The organism is Neobacillus drentensis (assembly GCF_036965425.1).
In the GTDB taxonomy this organism is placed as follows: Bacteria; Bacillota; Bacilli; order Bacillales; family Cytobacillaceae; genus Neobacillus; species Neobacillus drentensis_F.
Map to the genome: position 1 here is coordinate 1 of NZ_JBALPP010000156.1, position 20,465 is coordinate 20,465.

The window sequence follows — 20,465 nt, forward strand, 5'->3', positions numbered from 1 at the left end:
TTAGTATAAAACATATTGTTCGTTTATATACAAAACAAACTAAGTGAGCAAATGATAATTTTTCATCAAATAAGAGATTCCTTATATGGGAATATTTTTAGTTAGGTAATGAATGCAACAATACACCCATGGGGTTGGCTTAAAGGGTTTCTAATTTTTTTAACCATCGCTGAAAGCGGTTACCCCTAATTTTTTGTCTATAAAAAATCTAGAGGCTCATTTTTTCAAATAGACGATTTTACCAATGTTTAAATGTAAGCGGATAAATCGATTTGAAATTTAACTAAAAAGGAGATTTATGATATGGCTTTAAGGGAATCAACAGTTCAACAAATGAACAAAAACACACAAAACATTCAACAAAACGAGTATCATAAGCTCAACCTTTCTGAACGTATCGGTTACGGTCTTGGGGACTTTGCCCAAAACCTCGTATTTGGTACAGTCGGTGGATTTCTGGCTCTCTATCTTACAACTGTTAATGCCATAGGTACAGCAGCAGCTGGATTCATCTTCTTGTTTGTCCGTATCGTCAACGTATTCTGGGATCCGATGGTTGGTACCTTTGTCGATAGACATACATTCAAGAACGGAAAATATCGTCCCTGGCTTCTGATTGCAGGTATTCCACTTGTTATCTTAGCAGCGATGCTCTTTGTTCCAATTCCAGCAATTCGTGGTTCAGTGGCAATTGCCTTTATCACTTACTTCTTACTCGACTTGGTTTATTCTGTCGTCAATATTCCTTACGGATCGCTAAATGCTTCACTGACACGTAACCCTGAATCTGTAGATAAAATCACTACTACTCGTATGATGCTGGCTAACATTGCTAACCTCTTGGTTTACACACTGTTTCCAATGTTTGTCCAAATGGCAGCACCAAAAGACCGCTCACTCAAAGACACAGGTTTCTTCGGTCTAAAGATCAACATGGGTACTTATACGGATGCATCTGCAAGTCATGCTTGGTTTTGGGTTTACATGGTTTACATGATACTCGGCGCTGTGGCTTTGTTCTTCTGCTACCGTCTCACAAAAGAACGCGTTGTCGCTACTAGGGAACAATCTGCAAAAGTGAAAGCTACCGACCTGTTCCTTGAATTGAAGAACAACAAACCACTCGTTATTCTTGGTTTCTTCTTTATGCTTGCATTCACCTTCATGTTCTTCATGAACACAGTGAATGGATTCTTTAACCAATACACGGTCAACCACTCAGACTGGATGGGTGCAGTAGGTCTCATCGCCTCTATCCCTGGTATCGCTTTCCCAGTCTTCTGGCCAAAATTGAGGAAAATCTTTGGGAAAAAGGGATTCTTCCATTTCTTCCTTGGTATGTTTGTTGTTGGTGAAATCCTTACTTGGGTATGGTCGCTAGATGGCATGCACGATTCACTCTTCCTTGCTTATGTTTCAACCTTCATCAAACAATGGGGTCTCACTTCAGCAACAGGTTTCATGTGGGCACTCGTTCCTGAAGTTGTCTCATATGGTGAAATGAAGTCTGGCAAACGTAACGCTGCTATCATCAACGCTATCATGGGTCTCTTCTTCAAGATTGGCTTCACTCTTGGTGGAGCCATTCCGCTCTGGTTCCTTGCTGCCTACGGCTTCGATGGAAATGCGGTGAAGCAAACAGCTAGTGCTCTTTCTGGTATTAATATAACAGCTATCTGGATTCCAGCAGCGCTTGCTATCGTTTCGATGATTGTGATGGCTCTTTACCCTCTTTCAGATAAAGACGTCGAAGATATCAATAAGCAACTCGATGCTTCTCGTGCCAAAGCAAAAATCAGCTGAATAAGATATTAGCATTAAAACTCGTGAACATAAAAGTTCACGAGTTTTTCTTTTTGTTAAGGTTTGGCATTTCAATTACACATATACTTAATCCAAAAAAAACGAGGCAGACCCACAATCGTCTGCCTCAAATAAAATAAAAGTTATTGTTCCTGTAAATGTAGATGCCCTTGCTGCCGTTTAAATTTCGCTATAAAAAATGTTAATGTAGCAGCGAGGAATAAAACAAGGAATATAGCAATATGCGCAATGGTCTCCCACATAAAACCGAAGTCTCCAGTTGAAATAATCGCCCTAAAACCAGAAACCGAATAGCTCATCGGCAAGTAATGATTGATCGTTTGCAGGAATTTCGGACTAAGTTCGATTGGGAACGTTCCTGCACTGGAGGTTAATTGTAAGATCAAGATAATAACAGCAATAAAACGTCCAGGATTATCAAGAACTGCCACAAGGAAATGAATAATGGCCATGAATGTCCAGCTAGTAAAGATACTAAACATAATAAAGTAAGGAATACTCTTCACTTCGAGCCCCAGTCCCATGAGCAACACCGCATCCGCGATTAATGCCTGAGCAATTCCTACTGCTAAAATAACACCGGCTTTTCCGAGAAACCAGCTAATTCCGCTCTTCGGTTCTGTTGCTGGTTTAAACATTGGAAAAATAACGGAAAGCATCAAAGCTCCAACAAATAGACTTAGTGCCAAGAAATAAGGCGCCAATCCGCTTCCGTAGTTTGGAACTTGATTCATTTTGTAATCTTTAACATTGACTGGCTTTGCAAACATATCATATACGCTGTTGTTGGCCTTTACATCACTGGCATCTTTTGCCCCGTCACTTAATTGATTGCTCAATTCCTTTGAGCCATCTGTAAGTTTAGCCATTCCTTCCATTAAATCCGTCGAACCACTTGCAAGGCTGGTCATTCCGTTCTTTAGGTCTGTTTCACCGGTATAAAGGGAAGTCGTACCTGTGGTTAATTGTGTCGCTCCCTGTGCTAGCTTATCCGTTCCATCTTTGATAAGAACAGAGCTGGATGCCAATTGCCCTAACCCGGATGTAAGGCTGCTAGAGCCATTTTCAATTTGACTAAATCCTTTTTGTGCATCATCTAAATTCGTACCAAACTTGGCAAGACCTTGAGATAACTGTTCTTGGCCATTTACTACCTGTTCCGCCCCGCCTGATAATCGGTTGATGCCCTTAGCCATTTTCTGCTGTCCTTGGTTTAACTGTTCAGCACCATTTGCTATTGAATCAGAGCCTTGCTTTATTTGCCCGGCGCTCTTTGCCAAGTCACCTACACCAGAAACGACCTGTTGGTTTCCTTCCGATAATTGGTTCAAGCTATTAATCAGTTTTTCCTTCTCAGCAGGATCAATCGTACTATCTCCCATCGCTGTTACTTGGTCAAGCAATTGCTTCAGCCCAAGACTTACTGAATCGGCACCGGACTTTGCTTTAACTGCCCCTACCTCCCATTGTTCTAAGGAATCAGACAGCTGAGAAGAGCCATCCGTAAGCTGCTTAGATCCTTTCACAAGTTCATGCAGACTTCCTTCAGCTGATGCTAAGCCATCAGACACTTGCTTTGTGCCAGCTTCCGCTTGGTTTGCACCTGCTAACAGCTTGGTGTTCCCTTCTTTCATTTGCGTCAGGACAGTATTAAATTGCTGTAATCCGTTATGAACCTGCTCTGAACCGTTTGAAGCAGATACTACCCCATCTGAAAAAGCAACCGATTTAGCTGCCAATGTTTCTAGTTTTTGCTTGATTGTCTTGGCTCCCGAATCAACGGATTTAGCGCCATTTGCTAACTTTTCTACACCGCTGTCAGCAGAGGCAATTCCATCCGCTAGGCTGCCGGTACCATCTTTGGCTTTAGCAATTCCGTTATAAAGTTCACCTGCACCGTCACTTGCTTTTTTCACCCCATCAGCTACATCCTTTAAACTATCAAACATGGATTCCGCATATGTCTTCGTAACCGAAGCAGCCACTTCCTCCTTAATTTTTTCAATGGCTGAATCACCGATTTTCGATGATAGATAGTTATTGCCTTCATTTACGGTATAGACCAGATTTAGTTTCTGTGGATTGGTGCTTTGTAACGTCGTTGCATTTTTTGAAAAATCTTTAGGTATTTCAATCATTAAATAATAATCTTGAGTCTTCAAGCCTTGCTTTGCCTTACTTTCACTGACAAAGTCCCAATTAAATGTTTTCTTCACTTTCAAGTTATCAACTAAATCCTTCCCAATGGTCAACTGATCTCCATTGTATCTGGCACCCTTGTCATTATTGACAATCGCCACTGGCATTCTGTCCAAATGGGCATATGGATCCCAAAATGCCCACAGATAGGTTGCGCTGTATAGCACAGGAATCATCATCACACCGATAATGGCGATAAGCAATGTGCGCGTACGAATAATTTTCAGAAATTCGCTTTTCATATTTGCAAAAGCTTTCATGTTGTTCACCCCTAAAATAAGTCTTTTTTGCATAAAGTGACTAATACTCTCATTTGGTCATTCAATTCTAAAAAAAATCTTCACTACTTTTTGACCATTTTAGTATTTTAGTCATTTTTTTTGATAAAATGACTATATCACATCTTATTATTGGGTTCAACATTTTTATTTATAAAAACACCCTTTAATTGAAGTCAGTTTTGGCTCATATATAAAATGTTCCCTTTATTTAAGGTAATAATTCTATCAATGTTCACTATTAAAACTTTACATTTTTACTATCCAAAAGGTTAAAGAAATGACATTTTTCCCTCGTTTGTAATCATATATTATTCTTACAGGAAGATATTTCTTTCAAATTAAACAATAGTTTAATAAAATTATATTTGGGGGATATTTTTCCAGTTTGGGAGTTCTAGAGGAAAATTTTTCTCTACTAAATTAATACAATGAAGGAGGAGCAAAACGAATGCAAGAAAATGGTAACATTGGAAAGTGCCCGTTTCACGGCAGCGCTACTAGTACAAAATCTAGTGGTACATCAAACCGAGATTGGTGGCCAAATCAGTTGAACTTAAACATTCTCCATCAGCATGACAGAAAATCGAACCCTATGGGAGAAGAATTTGATTATGCAGAGGAATTTAAAAAGTTAGACTACAATGCGCTTAAGCAAGATCTCCAAGAGCTCATGACAGACAGTCAAGATTGGTGGCCTGCTGACTATGGCCATTATGGACCGTTCTTTATCCGTATGGCTTGGCACGCCGCGGGTACATATCGGACAGGCGATGGCCGCGGTGGTGCTGGAACGGGTAACCAACGTTTTGCTCCTCTTAACAGCTGGCCGGATAACGGCAACCTTGATAAGGCCCGTCGACTGCTATGGCCAATTAAGCAAAAGTATGGAAACAAGATTTCCTGGTCTGACTTGTTCGTTCTAACAGGTAATGTCGCAATTGAATCCATGGGTGGTAAGACATTTGGTTTTGGAGCAGGACGTGCTGACATTTGGCATCCAGAAGAAGATATTTACTGGGGTACTGAAACTGAATGGCTTGGTGATAAACGATACACAGGAGATCGTGATCTTGAAAATCCACTGGCTGCCGTACAAATGGGGCTTATCTATGTTAACCCTGAAGGTCCAAATGGCAAACCAGATCCCCTTGCAAGCGCTCGTGACATTCGCGAAACCTTCGCACGTATGGGAATGAACGATGAAGAAACAGTGGCTCTAATTGCCGGTGGCCATACTTTCGGTAAGGCGCACGGTGCCGGAGATGCAGCCCTTGTAGGTCCAGAGCCGGAAGCGGCTCCGATTGAAGCACAAGGCTTAGGCTGGTTAAGCACAAACGGCAGCGGTAAAGGCCGTGATACCATTACCAGCGGTATTGAAGGTGCTTGGACTGCTAATCCGACACAGTGGGATAATGGTTACTTTGATCTTTTGTTTGGTTATGAATGGTGGCTTACAAAGAGTCCTGCAGGTGCATGGCAGTGGCTTGTTGTAGACCCTGCAGAGGAGCATCTTGCACCCGATGCAGAAGATCCCTCCCTTAAAGTGCCAACGATGATGACCACCGCTGATATGGCATTGCGTCATGATCCGGTATACGAAAAGATTGCCCGTCAATTCCATGAAAATCCAAAAGAATTTGCCGAAGTGTTTGCCCGTGCCTGGTTCAAACTTACTCACCGTGACATGGGTCCTAAAGCAAGATATCTTGGTCCGGAGGTTCCTGAAGAAGATCTTATCTGGCAAGATCCTGTACCGACTGTCGATTATGAATTAACTGATACAGAAGTAGCAGCGCTGAAAGAAAAAATCCTTAACTCAGGACTTACGGTCAGCGAACTGGTCACAACTGCTTGGGCTTCCGCCAGTACCTTCCGCGGCTCGGATAAGCGAGGCGGTGCTAATGGTGCCCGCATACGTCTTGCTCCACAGAAGGATTGGGAAGTAAATCAGCCGGAGCTGCTTGCAAAAGTCCTCCATGTACTCGAAGACATTCAAAGTACTTTAGATAAGAAAGTCAGCCTTGCCGATTTGATTGTCCTAGGTGGCAGTGCTGCGGTAGAAAAGGCTGCACGTAATGCTGGGTTTGATGTAACGGTTCCTTTTGCTCCAGGACGCGGCGATGCAACACAAAAACAAACGGATGCGGAAAGCTTTGAAGTAATGGAGCCTGTTGCTGATGGGTTCCGTAACTACCAGAAACAGCAGTTTAGTGTAAGTCCAGAAGAGCTTTTGGTAGACAAAGCACAACTCTTAAACCTAACTGCACCAGAAATGACTGTACTTATTGGCGGAATGCGTGTTCTAGGTACTAACTACCGAGGCACTAAACACGGAGTTTTCACAGATCGTGTTGGCACACTTACGAACGACTTCTTTGTTAACTTGCTTGATATGGGAGTAGCTTGGACTCCTCTAGAGGGAGGCGTGTATGAAGGACGTGACCGCAAGACAGGTGAAGTAGTGCGGACAGCAACGAGAGTAGACCTCGTGTTCGGTTCCAACTCTGTTCTCCGGGGTATTGCAGAAGTGTATGCTCAAGACGATAACAAAGAGAAGTTTGTGCGCGACTTTATCGCGGCATGGGTGAAAGTAATGAATGCTGACCGCTTCGACCTGAAGTTGAAGAAGGCTGTGTTAACTGGTAAATAAATTAATAAAGCGTGTAACTAATTAATAACAATAAACTTTAAGGAGAGTGAACTTTCACTCTCCTTTTTACATCCGAAACTGGTCCTAATTTTATTTGCCCTGTCCTTCCTTCAAGTCCTATCAAATCGGCGAAAACACATATACCTGCATGACACCAAGGCACTCAGTCACATTTTTTTGTCTCTCTATAATTGAAGGTTAACTAAAAAAAATCTTCATTTTAAATACTTGGTACCAGTACTTCCTTTTTAATTGTCAAATTTAACTCAGGAATATCTAAAAACTTCTTTATTGCTATGGCACAAGCGCCCATTACGCAAGCATTCGTACCGAGATCTGAAATGAATATTTCTTTATAATTACTAATTGAAGTTTTTAAGTTTAATTTAATGGTGTTCATGGCATCAGGAAGCAATTTCAATAACTCACTATTTAACACCAGTATCTCAGGATTTAGTATATTAATTATATTATTTAGACCAATAGATACATACATTATATACTCATCCATTTGAGTCATAACAGCTGAATTTCTGGCAATAACAAGACTTTTTATATCCTGGTAGGTCAATTTTGGTTTATCAATTATCTTAGAAAAATTATTTAAAAAACTGGCTTCAGAGGCATATAACTCCCAACAACCGTTTTTCCCGCAATTACAAGGCTTACCATCAGGAGAAATGATCATATGACCCATTTCCCCTGCAAATCCATGGTACCCTTTTATCAGTTCCCCATTGAACAAAAAACCAAGACCTATACCTGAATACATACTTAGGCTGATTAAGTCGTTACTTCGATGGAAGTGAAATACTTTTTCTGCAAATGCACATAAATTTGCATTATTTTCAACATAAACTGCTGTATTTACACTTTTCTCTAAATCACCCTTTAAGTCCTTGTTATACCATTTATGATGTGGAACAAATGAGATAGTTTCGTCCTTCTTCACAGTTCCATGAATTCCAATTCCAACACCAACAATGCCAAAACGACAATGCGAAAATCTTTCTTGGTATCCTCTAATTCTGTTGATTAAAATTTGAAGAATCTCATCATAGTTTGAATTCTCTAACTCTACACTATCCGAATGAACAGGATTCCCTATTAAATCAGATACTGTAAATTTAATATTCCGAAAATCCAGATCAATTCCCATTGCATAACCGGCATGTTGATTAAGTGAAAGCATAATCGGCTTTCTTCCAACGTAGTTATACTCTTGATGAGATTCGATTATTAAGCCTTCATCTAATAGCTCAGCTGCCTGTGCAGAAATCGTAGCTTTTGTTAGTTTTGTGATATTTGCTATATCAGACCTAGAGATTAACTCATGCTTAATAATTTTACTTAAGATCAAGCTTTTGTTTATCTTTTTAAGATAAGCAGCAACACCAATTTCCATAAAGCTCACCACTATTCAAACAAGATATTTATTTCAAACAACAATTTATGAGCTTAGGATAGGCTTGGTTTTATCCCTTATAGTGAAAATCAGGTATTTCTGTCCAACGTCTTCGCAGCTCATGTGCAGCATATTTTGGTTTCCGGTCGCGCGTAAAAATGCCCTTTTTGTTTCCTTGAACCCGAACAATCCCTTGGCCAGTTGCAAAATCAGCAAAGTTCCATACCTGTTCACCAACGAAATGATCAAATTCATCAAACACTTCATGGTTTGCTTTATAAAATGCTACTTGATATTCTTCCGTAAACATGACAGGTTCTACATCGTGTAGTCCTGCTACCGTATCAGCGCCATACTCAGTCATCATAATTGGTTTGTTCGGGCACCTTTTAAGCCAGCCATTAAACTCAGCACGAAGCTTTTCTTTAGCTGAAATTAAATCGCCGCCATCCACATACCACCCGTAGTATCGGTTAAAGGCGAGGATATCCAGTAATTCCGCAATTTGATCCTTTTCAGGTGAAGATTGAATTTCAGTTACAATAGTTACAGGACGTTTTTGAGGGTCCAGTTCTTTTGCCTGCTCGACTAGCGGCTTAAAGTATTCATATGCACCTTCTTCTTCCGTTGCAGCTTCATTGGCTATATTCCACATAACCACAGAAGGATGGTTTTTGTCACGCTTGATAAGTTCTTTGATCACCTGTTGATGATGCTCGAAGGTTTTAAGCTCCTTCCAGGTATCCCGTTTAGGCCCACCCAAAAAGACCACCATCATGTTCAAGTGCAAACCAACTGCAGGTACTTCATCAATGATGACAAAACCTTCGCGGTCAGCAAGGCGCATGATTTCTTCTGAATATGGGTAATGGGCTGTACGGAATGAGTTTGCTCCCGTCCATTTCATCAAGTTGAAATCCATCACATTAGCGGCCTCATCAAAGCCTCTACCATGGATCGGTGTATCTTCGTGCCTGCCAAAGCCTTTGAAATAAAATGGCTTATTATTAATAAGGAACTTCCCATCTTTGACCGCTACTGTTCTAACACCAAAGGGCTGTTCATATATATCAACGGTTTCCCCATCCTTTTCCAGCTCAACTTGAAGTGTGTACAAATAGGCATTTAAAGGCTCCCACAGCCTTACATCTAGGATGTTGATGGTGCCAGCAGATCCTTCTGCCTCACCTACTACGTTTCCAGATTCGTCTATGGCCTTTACTTTTACTTGGACTGTGTCGGCTGCCTCAATCGAATAGTGAACCTGGCCATCTATATCCGTTACAATCGTTACATCCTTAACATAAATAGTCGGTGTTGTATAAATTTTCACTGGTCGGTGCAAACCGGAGTAGTTGAAAAAGTCAAAATTCGGCTGATTGCGTTTTACTTTGCCAACACCAGGAATATCCTTTTCTATTACCGTTCCAACCGGTAACGTCGAATAATCGACAATATTGTTGACAGCAACTGTTAAGCGATTTTTCCCTTTTTGTAAATACTTATTTAATTCTGCCTCAAAAGGTAAGAAGCCACCTTTATGCTCGACAACAAGCTCTCCATTGACATATACCTTTGCCAGATGGGTTGCCGAACCAAATCGCAATACCACACGTTCTGACTGAAGTATAACCGGAACAGAAAATTCCCGTTCATACCAAACCCAGCCAACATGATCGCGTATATTGGCATTTACTCCAATGTCATTAAAAGAGGAGGGAACAGCCATGCTCATAGCCTCGGTTAATTTTGTATTTTGCCAGTTTTCCTGAAATCCATTTCCCGAATCAAGTTTAAATTTCCAAACCCCGTTCAAGTCAATAATACTCCGTGTTTCAGTAACGATAGGATATAACATTTTCAGTCTCCTTTTTTTAAATCATAGATATGTTCATCAAATTTTTGATTTAAATTTATAGTTTTTTAGGGCTACTTCTTCTTGAACATTATCTAAAACTTCATTCAGTTGCATTAGGAGAGCGTTTAACATATCTTCAGTAAATTTGTCTGGATTGAAAGCAACCATTGCACGTAAAGGCATAAATTTCATCATCGCCTGAAACATTTCAAACGAATCTGAGTCTTCGGACATATTTGCAAATGGGCCTCCTTCATTTGCCCTTGCAAGGGTCTCTTGTACAATCGGAGAAAGAATTGGATCAGCCATGAGATCCCCAATTGTTGTATTTCTATGGACTGATTTTTTAATAGTAACAGTGGAGTTCACTTTAATACTGCCTCTTAAAATGATTTCAGCAGAAGACTTACCGACTAGCACTTCAAACAAACCACTTTCCACATGCCAGTCATGAATGTCAACGTTGTAATATGCAAATGCTCTTTTATCCAAGATAAAGGTAACGTCTTTCTCCTCTCCTGGTTGTAAATCGACCTTTTCAAAGCCCTTCAGTTCTTTTTCGGGACGGATGACAGTACTTTCCACATCCCGAACATATAACTGGACTATTTCCTTACCGACCACTTCACCTGTATTTTTCACCGTAACCGTCACTTGTACGGTTTCCGTATCATCCATTTCAGACTTTTCTATTTTAAGGTTTGAATAGTCAAAGCTTGTATAGCTCAAACCATAACCAAATGGAAATAACGGTTCAATTGCTTTAGCATCATAATAGCGATAGCCGACAAATATTCCTTCCTTGTATTCTACTTTGTCTCCTTCGCCTGGGAAGTTGAGGTAAGAAGGATTATGACGTAATTCATTAGGGAACGTTTCTGCTAATTTTCCACTTGGACTTTCAATTCCAAAAAGTAAATCAGCAATCGCTCCGCCTAGTGCCTGACCTCCCAAATATCCCTCAAGCAGGCCTTTTACTTTACCAAGCCATGGCATTTCAATGGGTGCGCCATTACTTAATACCACAACTAAATTAGGTTGAACATTCGAAACTGCTTCTATTAAAATCTGGTGATTAACCGGAATTCGCAGATGCTCCCTGTCATATCCTTCTGATTCATAGCGATCCGGAAGGCCAACAAAAAGGATTGCCACATCTGACCGTGCCGCAGCATCTTTTGCTTCTTCTAACAATTTATCATCGATCAAATCAGTTTTTAGATCGTACCCTTGCGAAAAAAGTAAATTTGCATTTGATGCACTCTTCTCAATTTCCTCAAAAATATTATCTAGTTTAGTAGGTTTAATATGAGAGCTTCCTCCGCCTTGGTATCTTGGTCTTACAGCAAATTCTCCAATGATGGCGATGTTTCCTTCCTTTTTTAATGGGAGGATTTGATCCTCATTTTTTAATAAAACCATACTTTCTCTTGCTACTTCTCTAGCTAAATGGTGGTGTTCCTCTTTATCATAGACAGCGTTTTCTTTTTTGTTATCAACAGCCATAAAAATAATATTTAATAATTTCTCAACGGTCCTGTCTAGAGTATGTTCAGAAAGCTTACCACTTTTTACAGCCTCAATTATTTTCTTATCACCAATTCCATTGCTTGATGGCATTTCTAAATCTAATCCGGCTGCTACCCCTTTTGCACGCTCATTTACGGCACCCCAGTCTGAAACGACAAATCCTTCAAAGCCCCATTCATCCTTTAAAATATCCGTCAATAATGTTTTATTTTCTGAAGCATACGTCCCATTTACTTTGTTATAGGAACACATTACCGTCCAAGGTTGTGCTTTCTTAACTGTATTTTCAAAACTAGCAAGATAAATTTCTCTTAATGTACGTTCATCAACGATAGCATCAACAGACATACGACGATGCTCCTGGTTATTGACTGCAAAATGTTTAAGGGAAGTCCCCACTCCTTCGCTTTGAACACCTGTTATATGACTTGCAGCCAATTCGGAAGATAGATAAGGATCCTCTGAAAAATATTCAAAGTTTCTTCCGCAAAGCGGTGAACGTTTAATATTTGCTCCAGGACCAAGAAGAACAGCTACATTCTCTTCCTGACATTCTTCGCCCAAAGCAGTTCCTACTTTTTCAATAAGTGAACGATTCCACGTACTAGCAAGACCAACTGCTGATGGGAAGCAAGTTGCTGGAACACTATCATTAAGTCCTAAATGATCAGCACTTTGTTGCTGCTTACGAAGACCATGTGGACCATCTGTAACAAAAATGGATGGAATCCCCAATCTCGCTATCCCTTTTAGTTCCCAGAAATTCAAACCAGAGCAAAGGCTCGCCTTTTCTTCAAGTGTCATTTTTTCAATTAAATGTTTGATATTTCTTTTCATAGAATCCTCCTTAAAATTGTTTAACGCTTTCATAATTTCATTTTAAGACACAGGCATTGTTTCCACTATTCGAATTACGACTACCTATTTTCAGTAATCCGACTTTTGATATTTTGTGAATGTATAATTGCATAAAGTCATTAGTAAAAATGCAGGGACACTTCCACTAAAAAAAGGAATTAATCCAGGAAACTTAAATGTTATAAAAAAGAAAATTCCTGTAAACACAGCCATTATTAAGGTTGCGATTGGATTAATTGTCATAAGGATGACTGCATTTTTAATGACTCCTTTAACCCCAACATGAAAATGTACTAGGACCGGAAAAATATAAAATAATGTAAGTAAGAAAATTAAAATCAAAATAACATTGGGAATATAAAGTAATTTGAATATTGGCATCGATATGACTTCTATTATCTTTATATTTGAGTATAGGAAACTTCCTAACGCGATCAGAATCAAACCGACCCAATTACTTTTTATAAATTCACTTTTATAAACCGTCCAAAATGTTTGAAATACATAAATATCCTGCTTCATTACCCACTTTCGGACAACGGCGAACATCGCTGTTGTGGCAGGAAATAAACCTAGAATAACCAAGCCAAGAAACGTAAAGACAAGCCAAAGCAGGTTTACATACATTAATCTCAAAACCCACACGGAAATACGATGAATGCCATTCATAAAGCCTTCCATTAAGAATAACTCCTTCCTGTATCGCTGCTATGAATAAATAATTTTAAGGAAAATAGCCCTTATATAGGGCTATTCTTCTAAAAAACTATCATCCTTTGACAGAACCTAACGCAATTCCTTTTACCAGGTATTTTTGGAAAAATGGATAAGCAATTAAAATCGGTAATACCCCAACAACAGCAATCGCCATCCGTACACCTGTTGAAGGAATTTCTGAAGCTGCCTGACTGGCGTTTGAACCCAAATCACTTGTCACTAAAAACTGTATATCCGCAAGCATCCTGTTTAAAATGTTTTGGATACTGAAAAGTTGTGGGTCGGTAATATAAATGAGACCGTTAAACCAGTCATTCCAATAATGAATCGTTTGAAGTAATCCGATCGTTGCCAAAATGGGCAACGATAAAGGCAGGATGATAGAGAAAAAGGTCCTGAATTCACCTGCACCATCCATCCGTGCTGATTCAATCACAGGCTCCGGAATGGACGTTATAAAAAATGTCCTCATTAATAATACGTTAAAACCATTCATAAGCAGACCAGGTACGATTAATGCCCAAATCGTATTTTTTAAATCAAAGATTTGTGTGTATACAAGATAGGTTGGGACGAGCCCACCGTTGAATAATAAGGTAAAGAATACAAAGAAAGCAAAAACATTTCTATAAGGTAAATCTCGGCGTGATAGTGCATATGCCAAAAATGCAGTTATCGCCAAACTAACAACGGTTCCAAATACAGTTACGAAAATTGTAATACCGTAGGCCCTTAAAATACTTGCAGAATTATTCAATAAATACTCATAAGCGGCAAAGCTAAATTCCCTGGGAAAAAAAGAGTAACCATCCTTCAATATGACTTTTTCTCCTGTAAGAGAAGAAGATAAAAGAATGATAAACGGAATGATGCTGCCTGCCGCAAGTACGATTAAAAAGATATGGGAAACCAATTGTGTGATTCGATCTGATTTATACATTCTTCTTTACCTCCAGCTTAAAATAATGCATTGTCTTTACTTTTTCTGCGGACAAGATAATTGGATAACAAGACCAGAACAAATCCAACGATAGATTGATATAGACCGGCTGCAGCGGACATCCCGATATCTCCTAACTGCATCAAACCTCGGTAAACATAAGTGTCAATAACATTCGTGGTATCGTAGATTGCCCCTGAATTCATTGGTACTTGATAAAACAAGCCAAAATCCGAATAGAAAATTCGTCCTATTGACAATAATGTCATCATGATAATGACTGGCATAATCGAGGGAATGGTAATATGAATAATTTGATGCCATTTATTCGCCCCATCTAAAGTGGCTGCTTCATAGTACTCCTGGTCGATTCCGATAATAGCCGCCAAGTAAATGACACATAGGAATCCGACGCCCTTCCATACATTGATGAAGGTTAATATATAGGGCCAATATTTTGCTTCGTTATACCACGAAACTCCATCCAGCCCAAGTAAAGGCAGAATCGTTTTATTCAAATACCCCACATCTTCGCTTAAAAAGGCAAATCCGAGATAACTGACAATAACCATCGAGATCAAGAATGGCATTAGAATAACACTTTGATAAAAGCTCTTCGCCAGCTTATTTTTGATTTCATTGAGCATAATGGCTATTCCAATTGCCAGTATAGTATTTAAGATAATAAATCCTCCGTTATAAAGAATGGTATTTCGGGTAATAACAAAGGCATCTCTTGAACTAAATAAGTACTCAAAGTTTTTAAAGCCGATCCAATCACTTGCGAAGATACCTTTCGCATAGTTAACATCTTTAAAAGCAATGACCAAACCGAACATCGGTAAATAATTGTTGATCAGTAAATACATTAATCCAGGTACCATCATGATAAAAAGAGGTAAAAACCTTTTAAATTTGATCATCCTGCTATTTACCTTTTTAGCCGGTATCGCTTGGATGCTTGCTTTCATTTTCTTTACTGTCACTTCTGACATACTTTTTCCCCCTCGCTGATTAAATTGTTTCCGCTTACAAATAACTTTCATTTCGTTCTATAATTTTATTTTATTAGACTAGTGTTATTGGTACTATCCATAAAACGACTTCTTATTTTCGTTAATCCGACTTTTAGCAATATGGTATTCATTTCAAACTATAAAAAAAGAGAGCTAGCATTAGCTCTCTTCCTTGACCTTACTTCTTATTCCACTTGTCAAATTGCTTTTGTTTTTCCGCAATAATTTTTTCAAGACCTGATGCTTTAAGCTTACTATTAAATTCTGGCAAGCTCTTCTCTGGATCCAGAGTACCAGATTCAAGTCCCAGCTTATACTGATTTAGTACATTTGTAGATGCAGCAATTTCAGTTTTTACTGGATCTGGATTGAACGTAAAGCCAAATGCCGGTGAAAAAACAGCTGATTCGTTATGTTTTTTCATTATATCCCAGTAATTTGCAGGGTTTCCTTCCCAAGGGTAAGTTAAGAAGTTATTTCCAATTTCCCACTGGTTAAATACATATTTTGATTCCTTAACGCCTTCCGGCAATTTAATGGTGCCATCCGTATTTTTCACATAATGTTTACCTTCCACACCAAGATCTAGCAAATTCATAATGTCTTTATCAGTATAAAGTAAATTGATAAATTCCATTGTTTTTTCAGGATTTTGACTGTTTCGCGCAATCGACAAATTGAAGCCCGTGGCTGCATCTGTGTAGGAATAAACATCCGTTAATTTTACTGAAACCATTTCATGGCCAGTTATTCCCGTCTCTTGTACATCAAAACCTGGCTTCATTTTAGCAAGATAGCCAAATCCTTTATTTGCTTTTACAAGATTAGCCGCAGATTCTTTTGATGTTGCTGAATCCTTAATGATATACCCCGCCTTGAACCACTTTCGCGCTAATTTAACAGCTTCAACATATTGCGGGTCATCAAACAGATTCACAATATTCTTATCTTTAAATGACACCACTCCAAGGTTGTCCCCTAGCACATCAAATTTTCCAGCTGTGAGCGCTGTAGCGATCGATGTTCCTGCTGTTGTGTTGACTAATGGTGTCAATGATGGTTCATTTTCTTTGATGACTTTAAATACATCTTCCAAATCCGTAAATGTTTTGATTTGAGAAAGATCAATCTTATATTTATCGACTAAATCCTTTCTCATAGCAAAACCATAATAAGAACCCCAGTCTCTTATACTTGGAATACCATATATTTTCCCGTTAACTTTATTACCTTCTAAAAGATTTTTAGGAACTACTTTTAAAATTTCTTGACCATGTGATTGGAGCAAATCATCTAATGGTAGGTATTGACCTTTTGCAGCTTGTGTATTGTAGCCATAGAATGATGAAGACATAATTAAATCCAGTTTTTCGTTACTTGTTAACATTAAATTTTGTTGTTGTTGCCATGCTGCACCACTAATTGGTACTAATTTAACAGTGGCATTGATCTTCTTTTTAGTAATTTTATTAATTTCCTCTTGAACCAAAGGAAGATCATCGACCTTTGAACTTGTTGTTAAATAAGCCATTGTGATTTCATATGATTTATTCTCGGAGCTACTACTGTTGCTTGAACTGCTTTCCTTTGAACTGCACCCAGCCAAAACTAAAAAGACGGACATAATGATCATTAAAAACCTTGTAACTGACTTCAATCTCTTCATCTTTCTTTCCCCCTTATTCTTTTTGATTTGTTGAAAACTCCCCTTGAAAGCGTTAACAACTATCTGAATTAAGTATAGAGGATGGGTAAAAATAGACTTACTAAAAATACGACATTTTATTTTTGTTATTACGACTTATCTGAGGAGAGCGCCATTTTTCGATATTCCATTGGATTTAATTGTGTTGCCTTTTTGAATATAGTAGAGAAATAGGAAAAATTCGAGTATCCAGCAGATAAAGCCACTTCGCTTACAGGTAAATTGGTTCCTGTCAATAGCTTTTTTGCATATTCAATACGTTGCTGTTGCAAGTATTCGGATATAGATACCCCTGTTTGTTTTTTAAAAAGTCTTGTTAAATAATCAGGATTGAGATACACATAATTTGCAATTTCTTCTCGTGTTAACCGCTGTTCACCAAGATTGTTTTGAATATACTGTTTAACCATATTAACCACAGAACCTTTTTCTTGAGGAACATGAAGCTGGCTCATGGCTACATCAGCAATATAAATTACCCACTCTTGGAGAGAATTCAACGATTTCAACACTTTTACAGGCTTTTCAGTCAGCAAGTTTTGTGAATAAACCTGATTGGCTTGAATGCCCTTTACCTGTAGTTCATAGAAAACCAATTGCAAGAAATCTTGATAAAAGAAATGGATTGATTGTGCGGTTATATCATCATCAGATTTTTTCCATTTCTCAAAATATTGATTGATGGCACCCAATAATATTTCCTTTGGACCGTTTTTCATTAAGCTCGACCAATCGACTGGTAGCAATGGAATCGAGCAAGAATCCTTTTTTTCATTTTTATAAACAATGGTCTGGTTACTCTTGGTTACATTGTTACGATCAAGTTCCTGCAACTTGTGAACCGTACTTACAACTTCCTCGATAGGAACCTGATTGCCAATATAACAACAAAGTTCGCATAAGAAATATAATGCAAATCGAGAGATAAAATCATTAAAATCACATGTAAGCTCCTCAATGTTTGCTGCTTCTACCAGGGGCAAAATGACCAAAATATAACCAGTTCCCAAATTTACTACATGGGCATCCATATTGGATTTGGCAATTTCTTCATTCACGGCGTTTTGAAGGGCATTCTCCCTTAATTTTTCTTCATGGACCGACAGTTCCTTTTTCCAACGTTGAACATGAAATAAAATGGGAAGAAATGTTGTGTGCTCCGTATATGACAAATGATGGTACTTCATATGCTCAAATATCTTGTCAATGGTAGAAGGGACAACTTGGTGAATGAGATCTAACCAGAATCGTTCCTTCATGACAGATTGGTGAGATTTTTTCAGTTGATGGTAAGACTCCTCCACCAGTTTTGTATCCTGGTCCTTTATAATTTTTTCCAAGGCATTGTGAATAACACCTTCCAGCTCTTGATAATCGACTGGTTTGAGTAAATAGTTGAGACTTTTCAATTGCAATGCTTGTTTTGCATATCCGAAATCTGAATGACACGTTAAAAAAATCGCTTCCGTACTTGGGTAATGTTCCCTGACCCATTTTAAAAGGTCAATTCCCGATCCTTTAGGCATTTCAATATCACAAAGCAAAAGATCCACCCTATTATTTAAAAACACCTCTTGAGCCTGCCTCATGTTATTAGCTGTATAAACAGTAGAGATATGGTGTTTTTCCCAATCAACACCAGCCTGAACCCCTCTAATTGAATGAATTTCATCATCAACGATAAGTACATGAAACTGATTCATCATCATACCCCTTTCCTTTTTTGAATTTTTTATATCGGTACCTTCATGCGGACAGTTGCACCTTTTCCTTGTTCGTTTGAAAAGTGTATATGGGCATACCCTTCATATAACAAATTCAACCTTCGCTTAACATTCCAAAGGCCAATACGTTCCCCTTCCTGGTTTGTAAGGGATTCATCATTTTCCAAACTACATAAAACCTCTTCAGGGAATCCTTCACCAGTATCCTGGATTTTAATCTCCATAAAACCGGGGTCTTCATTGTCTTTTTTAACAGTTATTTTAATTTCAATCGGTTCATCCATATTAAAAGCATGTTTAATAGAATTTTCAGCAATCGTTTGAATCACCAAAGGGGGTATATTGCATTCCATCAAATCTGACGATGCTTCAACCTCATAATTAATAGCTTCTGGAAATCTAAGTTGTTGAATCTTTATATAATTTTCCGTATGTTTTAATTCTTCTTCTAAGCTAACGAAATACGAATTACTACGAAACATAAAACGAAAGTAATTGGCCAGGCATTTGGACATTTCTTGAATGATGGCAAAATCTTTAACCGTTGCAAGATTATAAATGATGTTTAATGAGTTAAGGAAAAAGTGCGGGTTAATTTGTAATTGTAAATGATTTAGTTCCGCCCTTTGTAAATTTAACTTTTCTTCGTATACATTGATTTTCAAGTCTTTTATCTCCGATATCATATGGTTGAAGGTCCCATTCATGACTTCAAACTCCGTAGAATTATGGTTCATGGGAAGCCTTACTTCCATATCACCCTCACGAAGCTTTTTCATAGCTGAAACAATCCGTTTTATAGGTTGAAGAAAAACCTTTCTCATGATAAAGATAAATAGAAATAAGAACAAAACAGCTCCAATAGAAATAACAGATGAAATTCTTTGTAAAAAAGGAAGTTTCTCTAAAATTTCACTTTCTGGTATCAAAGCTAAAAGATAAAAATCACCACTAGATGATTTTTCCTTCATTACCATAAACCGTTCATTATCCCCAGAAACCGCAAACTTATTTCCCTTAAAGGTTAAGTCTAATTTTTCATCTTCTATAAATTTTTTATTGGTAATCGGCTGCAGCATAGAAGTTGTAAGCAGGGCTCTGCCGGTTTCTCCAAAATCAATATACTTAAAAGGCTTAACCAAATTGTTCATATTTACCCAAGCCCCAACATAAACTCCATCTATATTTAAATAGTATAGTAAATAATAGTTTTTCTTTCCCTTCCATAAGTTCCATTTGCCCTCGCGAAGATTTTCCGGTGTATTCTCAAGCAAATCGTGGATTTCATCCGTTGCATTCATGCGGTCTGTAAAATTTTCATCATTTTTCTGAGTATAAAGGAAATATTTATAGGATGATGAATAAAGAAAAATAGAGTCAATTGCGGTATAAAAGTATGATTGATTATTTATAGAATTAGATAATCGAATTTTAGCCTCTTCATAATCGTTAAGATCAAAGTTTTCATGGTATTGAAGAAAATATAAATCGGTATTTGCGGAAAGTTGAAATATATAATTTCCGACACCTTCCAAACTCTTATCGATTTGATCCATATAAATATTCAGCATATTTTTGTTAGATTGAGCCACTTGGTTTCGAATTACTTCATTGGCATAATAATTATTAATAATGTGAAAGATGATTAATGGACCGATTATGAGGAAAATAGTCAAAAAGAGCTTAAACATTAATGAATTGATAAGTGGTTTAAGCGGTTTCATAAGTGTTCCTCCTGATATATAACTTTACTAAAAT

General features: G+C 38.2%; 12 protein-coding genes. 2 read left to right on the forward strand and 10 right to left on the reverse strand.

Annotated elements, in window-relative coordinates; translation table 11 throughout:
• Positions 1 to 303 precede the first annotated feature (303 nt).
• Entirely contained in the window at positions 304 to 1,803 is a 1,500-nt protein-coding gene (locus V7161_RS28275) for an MFS transporter (protein ID WP_420491683.1), read from the forward strand.
• Positions 1,804 to 1,946: 143 nt separating this feature from the next.
• On the opposite strand, the gene V7161_RS28280 is transcribed toward V7161_RS28275, so the two are convergent.
• Positions 1,947 to 4,283, reverse strand: a complete 2,337-nt coding sequence (locus V7161_RS28280) for a YhgE/Pip domain-containing protein (protein WP_335716121.1) — start codon at positions 4,281 to 4,283, stop codon at positions 1,947 to 1,949.
• A 469-nt stretch (positions 4,284 to 4,752) separates the two neighbouring features.
• Here V7161_RS28280 and katG point away from each other — a divergent pair, with 469 nt between their 5' ends.
• Positions 4,753 to 6,954 carry a catalase/peroxidase HPI gene (gene katG / locus V7161_RS28285; RefSeq protein ID WP_335716122.1) on the forward strand — a complete coding sequence of 734 codons (2,202 nt, stop codon included), beginning with the start codon at positions 4,753 to 4,755 and terminating at the stop codon, positions 6,952 to 6,954.
• Positions 6,955 to 7,174: 220 nt separating this feature from the next.
• Here katG and V7161_RS28290 read toward each other — a convergent pair whose 3' ends face one another.
• The 9 genes from V7161_RS28290 to V7161_RS28330 all read right to left on the reverse strand — a co-directional run bounded on the left by V7161_RS28290 (position 7,175) and on the right by V7161_RS28330 (position 20,431).
• The gene (locus V7161_RS28290; RefSeq protein ID WP_335716123.1) at positions 7,175 to 8,359 is read right to left on the reverse strand and encodes an ROK family transcriptional regulator; all 1,185 of its coding nucleotides are present in this window, start codon (positions 8,357 to 8,359) and stop codon (positions 7,175 to 7,177) included.
• Between the two features lie 70 nt (positions 8,360 to 8,429).
• Complete coding sequence (gene uidA / locus V7161_RS28295) at positions 8,430 to 10,217, reverse strand: beta-glucuronidase (protein ID WP_335716124.1); 1,788 nt, start codon at positions 10,215 to 10,217, stop codon at positions 8,430 to 8,432.
• Positions 10,218 to 10,253: 36 nt separating this feature from the next.
• Positions 10,254 to 12,584, reverse strand: a complete 2,331-nt coding sequence (locus V7161_RS28300; RefSeq protein WP_335716125.1) for a glycoside hydrolase family 3 C-terminal domain-containing protein — start codon at positions 12,582 to 12,584, stop codon at positions 10,254 to 10,256.
• A 90-nt stretch (positions 12,585 to 12,674) separates the two neighbouring features.
• On the reverse strand, positions 12,675 to 13,286 hold the full coding sequence (locus V7161_RS28305; RefSeq protein ID WP_335716126.1) for a YesL family protein: 612 nt from the start codon (positions 13,284 to 13,286) through the stop codon (positions 12,675 to 12,677).
• A gap of 88 nt (positions 13,287 to 13,374) precedes the next feature.
• Positions 13,375 to 14,262: a carbohydrate ABC transporter permease gene (locus V7161_RS28310; protein WP_335716127.1), complete on the reverse strand. Its 888-nt coding sequence runs from the start codon at positions 14,260 to 14,262 to the stop codon at positions 13,375 to 13,377.
• A gap of 17 nt (positions 14,263 to 14,279) precedes the next feature.
• The gene (locus tag V7161_RS28315; RefSeq protein WP_335716132.1) at positions 14,280 to 15,185 is read right to left on the reverse strand and encodes an ABC transporter permease; all 906 of its coding nucleotides are present in this window, start codon (positions 15,183 to 15,185) and stop codon (positions 14,280 to 14,282) included.
• A gap of 271 nt (positions 15,186 to 15,456) precedes the next feature.
• Positions 15,457 to 16,944, reverse strand: a complete 1,488-nt coding sequence (locus V7161_RS28320) for an ABC transporter substrate-binding protein (RefSeq protein ID WP_335716128.1) — start codon at positions 16,942 to 16,944, stop codon at positions 15,457 to 15,459.
• A gap of 128 nt (positions 16,945 to 17,072) precedes the next feature.
• Positions 17,073 to 18,686: a response regulator transcription factor gene (locus V7161_RS28325; RefSeq protein ID WP_335716129.1), complete on the reverse strand. Its 1,614-nt coding sequence runs from the start codon at positions 18,684 to 18,686 to the stop codon at positions 17,073 to 17,075.
• A 29-nt stretch (positions 18,687 to 18,715) separates the two neighbouring features.
• Positions 18,716 to 20,431: a sensor histidine kinase gene (locus V7161_RS28330; RefSeq protein ID WP_335716130.1), complete on the reverse strand. Its 1,716-nt coding sequence runs from the start codon at positions 20,429 to 20,431 to the stop codon at positions 18,716 to 18,718.
• Positions 20,432 to 20,465: the final 34 nt, after the last annotated feature.

Excerpts from the sequence above, each read along its gene's own strand:
- V7161_RS28275 (WP_420491683.1), top strand. The coding sequence starts at position 304 with ATGGCTTTAAGGGAATCAACAGTTCAACAAATGAACAAAAACACACAA.
- V7161_RS28280 (WP_335716121.1), bottom strand. The coding sequence starts at position 4,283 with ATGAAAGCTTTTGCAAATATGAAAAGCGAATTTCTGAAAATTATTCGT.
- katG (WP_335716122.1), top strand. The coding sequence starts at position 4,753 with ATGCAAGAAAATGGTAACATTGGAAAGTGCCCGTTTCACGGCAGCGCT.
- V7161_RS28290 (WP_335716123.1), bottom strand. The coding sequence starts at position 8,359 with ATGGAAATTGGTGTTGCTGCTTATCTTAAAAAGATAAACAAAAGCTTG.
- uidA (WP_335716124.1), bottom strand. The coding sequence starts at position 10,217 with ATGTTATATCCTATCGTTACTGAAACACGGAGTATTATTGACTTGAAC.
- V7161_RS28300 (WP_335716125.1), bottom strand. The coding sequence starts at position 12,584 with ATGAAAAGAAATATCAAACATTTAATTGAAAAAATGACACTTGAAGAA.
- V7161_RS28305 (WP_335716126.1), bottom strand. The coding sequence starts at position 13,286 with ATGGAAGGCTTTATGAATGGCATTCATCGTATTTCCGTGTGGGTTTTG.
- V7161_RS28310 (WP_335716127.1), bottom strand. The coding sequence starts at position 14,262 with ATGTATAAATCAGATCGAATCACACAATTGGTTTCCCATATCTTTTTA.
- V7161_RS28315 (WP_335716132.1), bottom strand. The coding sequence starts at position 15,185 with ATGATCAAATTTAAAAGGTTTTTACCTCTTTTTATCATGATGGTACCT.
- V7161_RS28320 (WP_335716128.1), bottom strand. The coding sequence starts at position 16,944 with ATGAAGAGATTGAAGTCAGTTACAAGGTTTTTAATGATCATTATGTCC.
- V7161_RS28325 (WP_335716129.1), bottom strand. The coding sequence starts at position 18,686 with ATGAATCAGTTTCATGTACTTATCGTTGATGATGAAATTCATTCAATT.
- V7161_RS28330 (WP_335716130.1), bottom strand. The coding sequence starts at position 20,431 with ATGAAACCGCTTAAACCACTTATCAATTCATTAATGTTTAAGCTCTTT.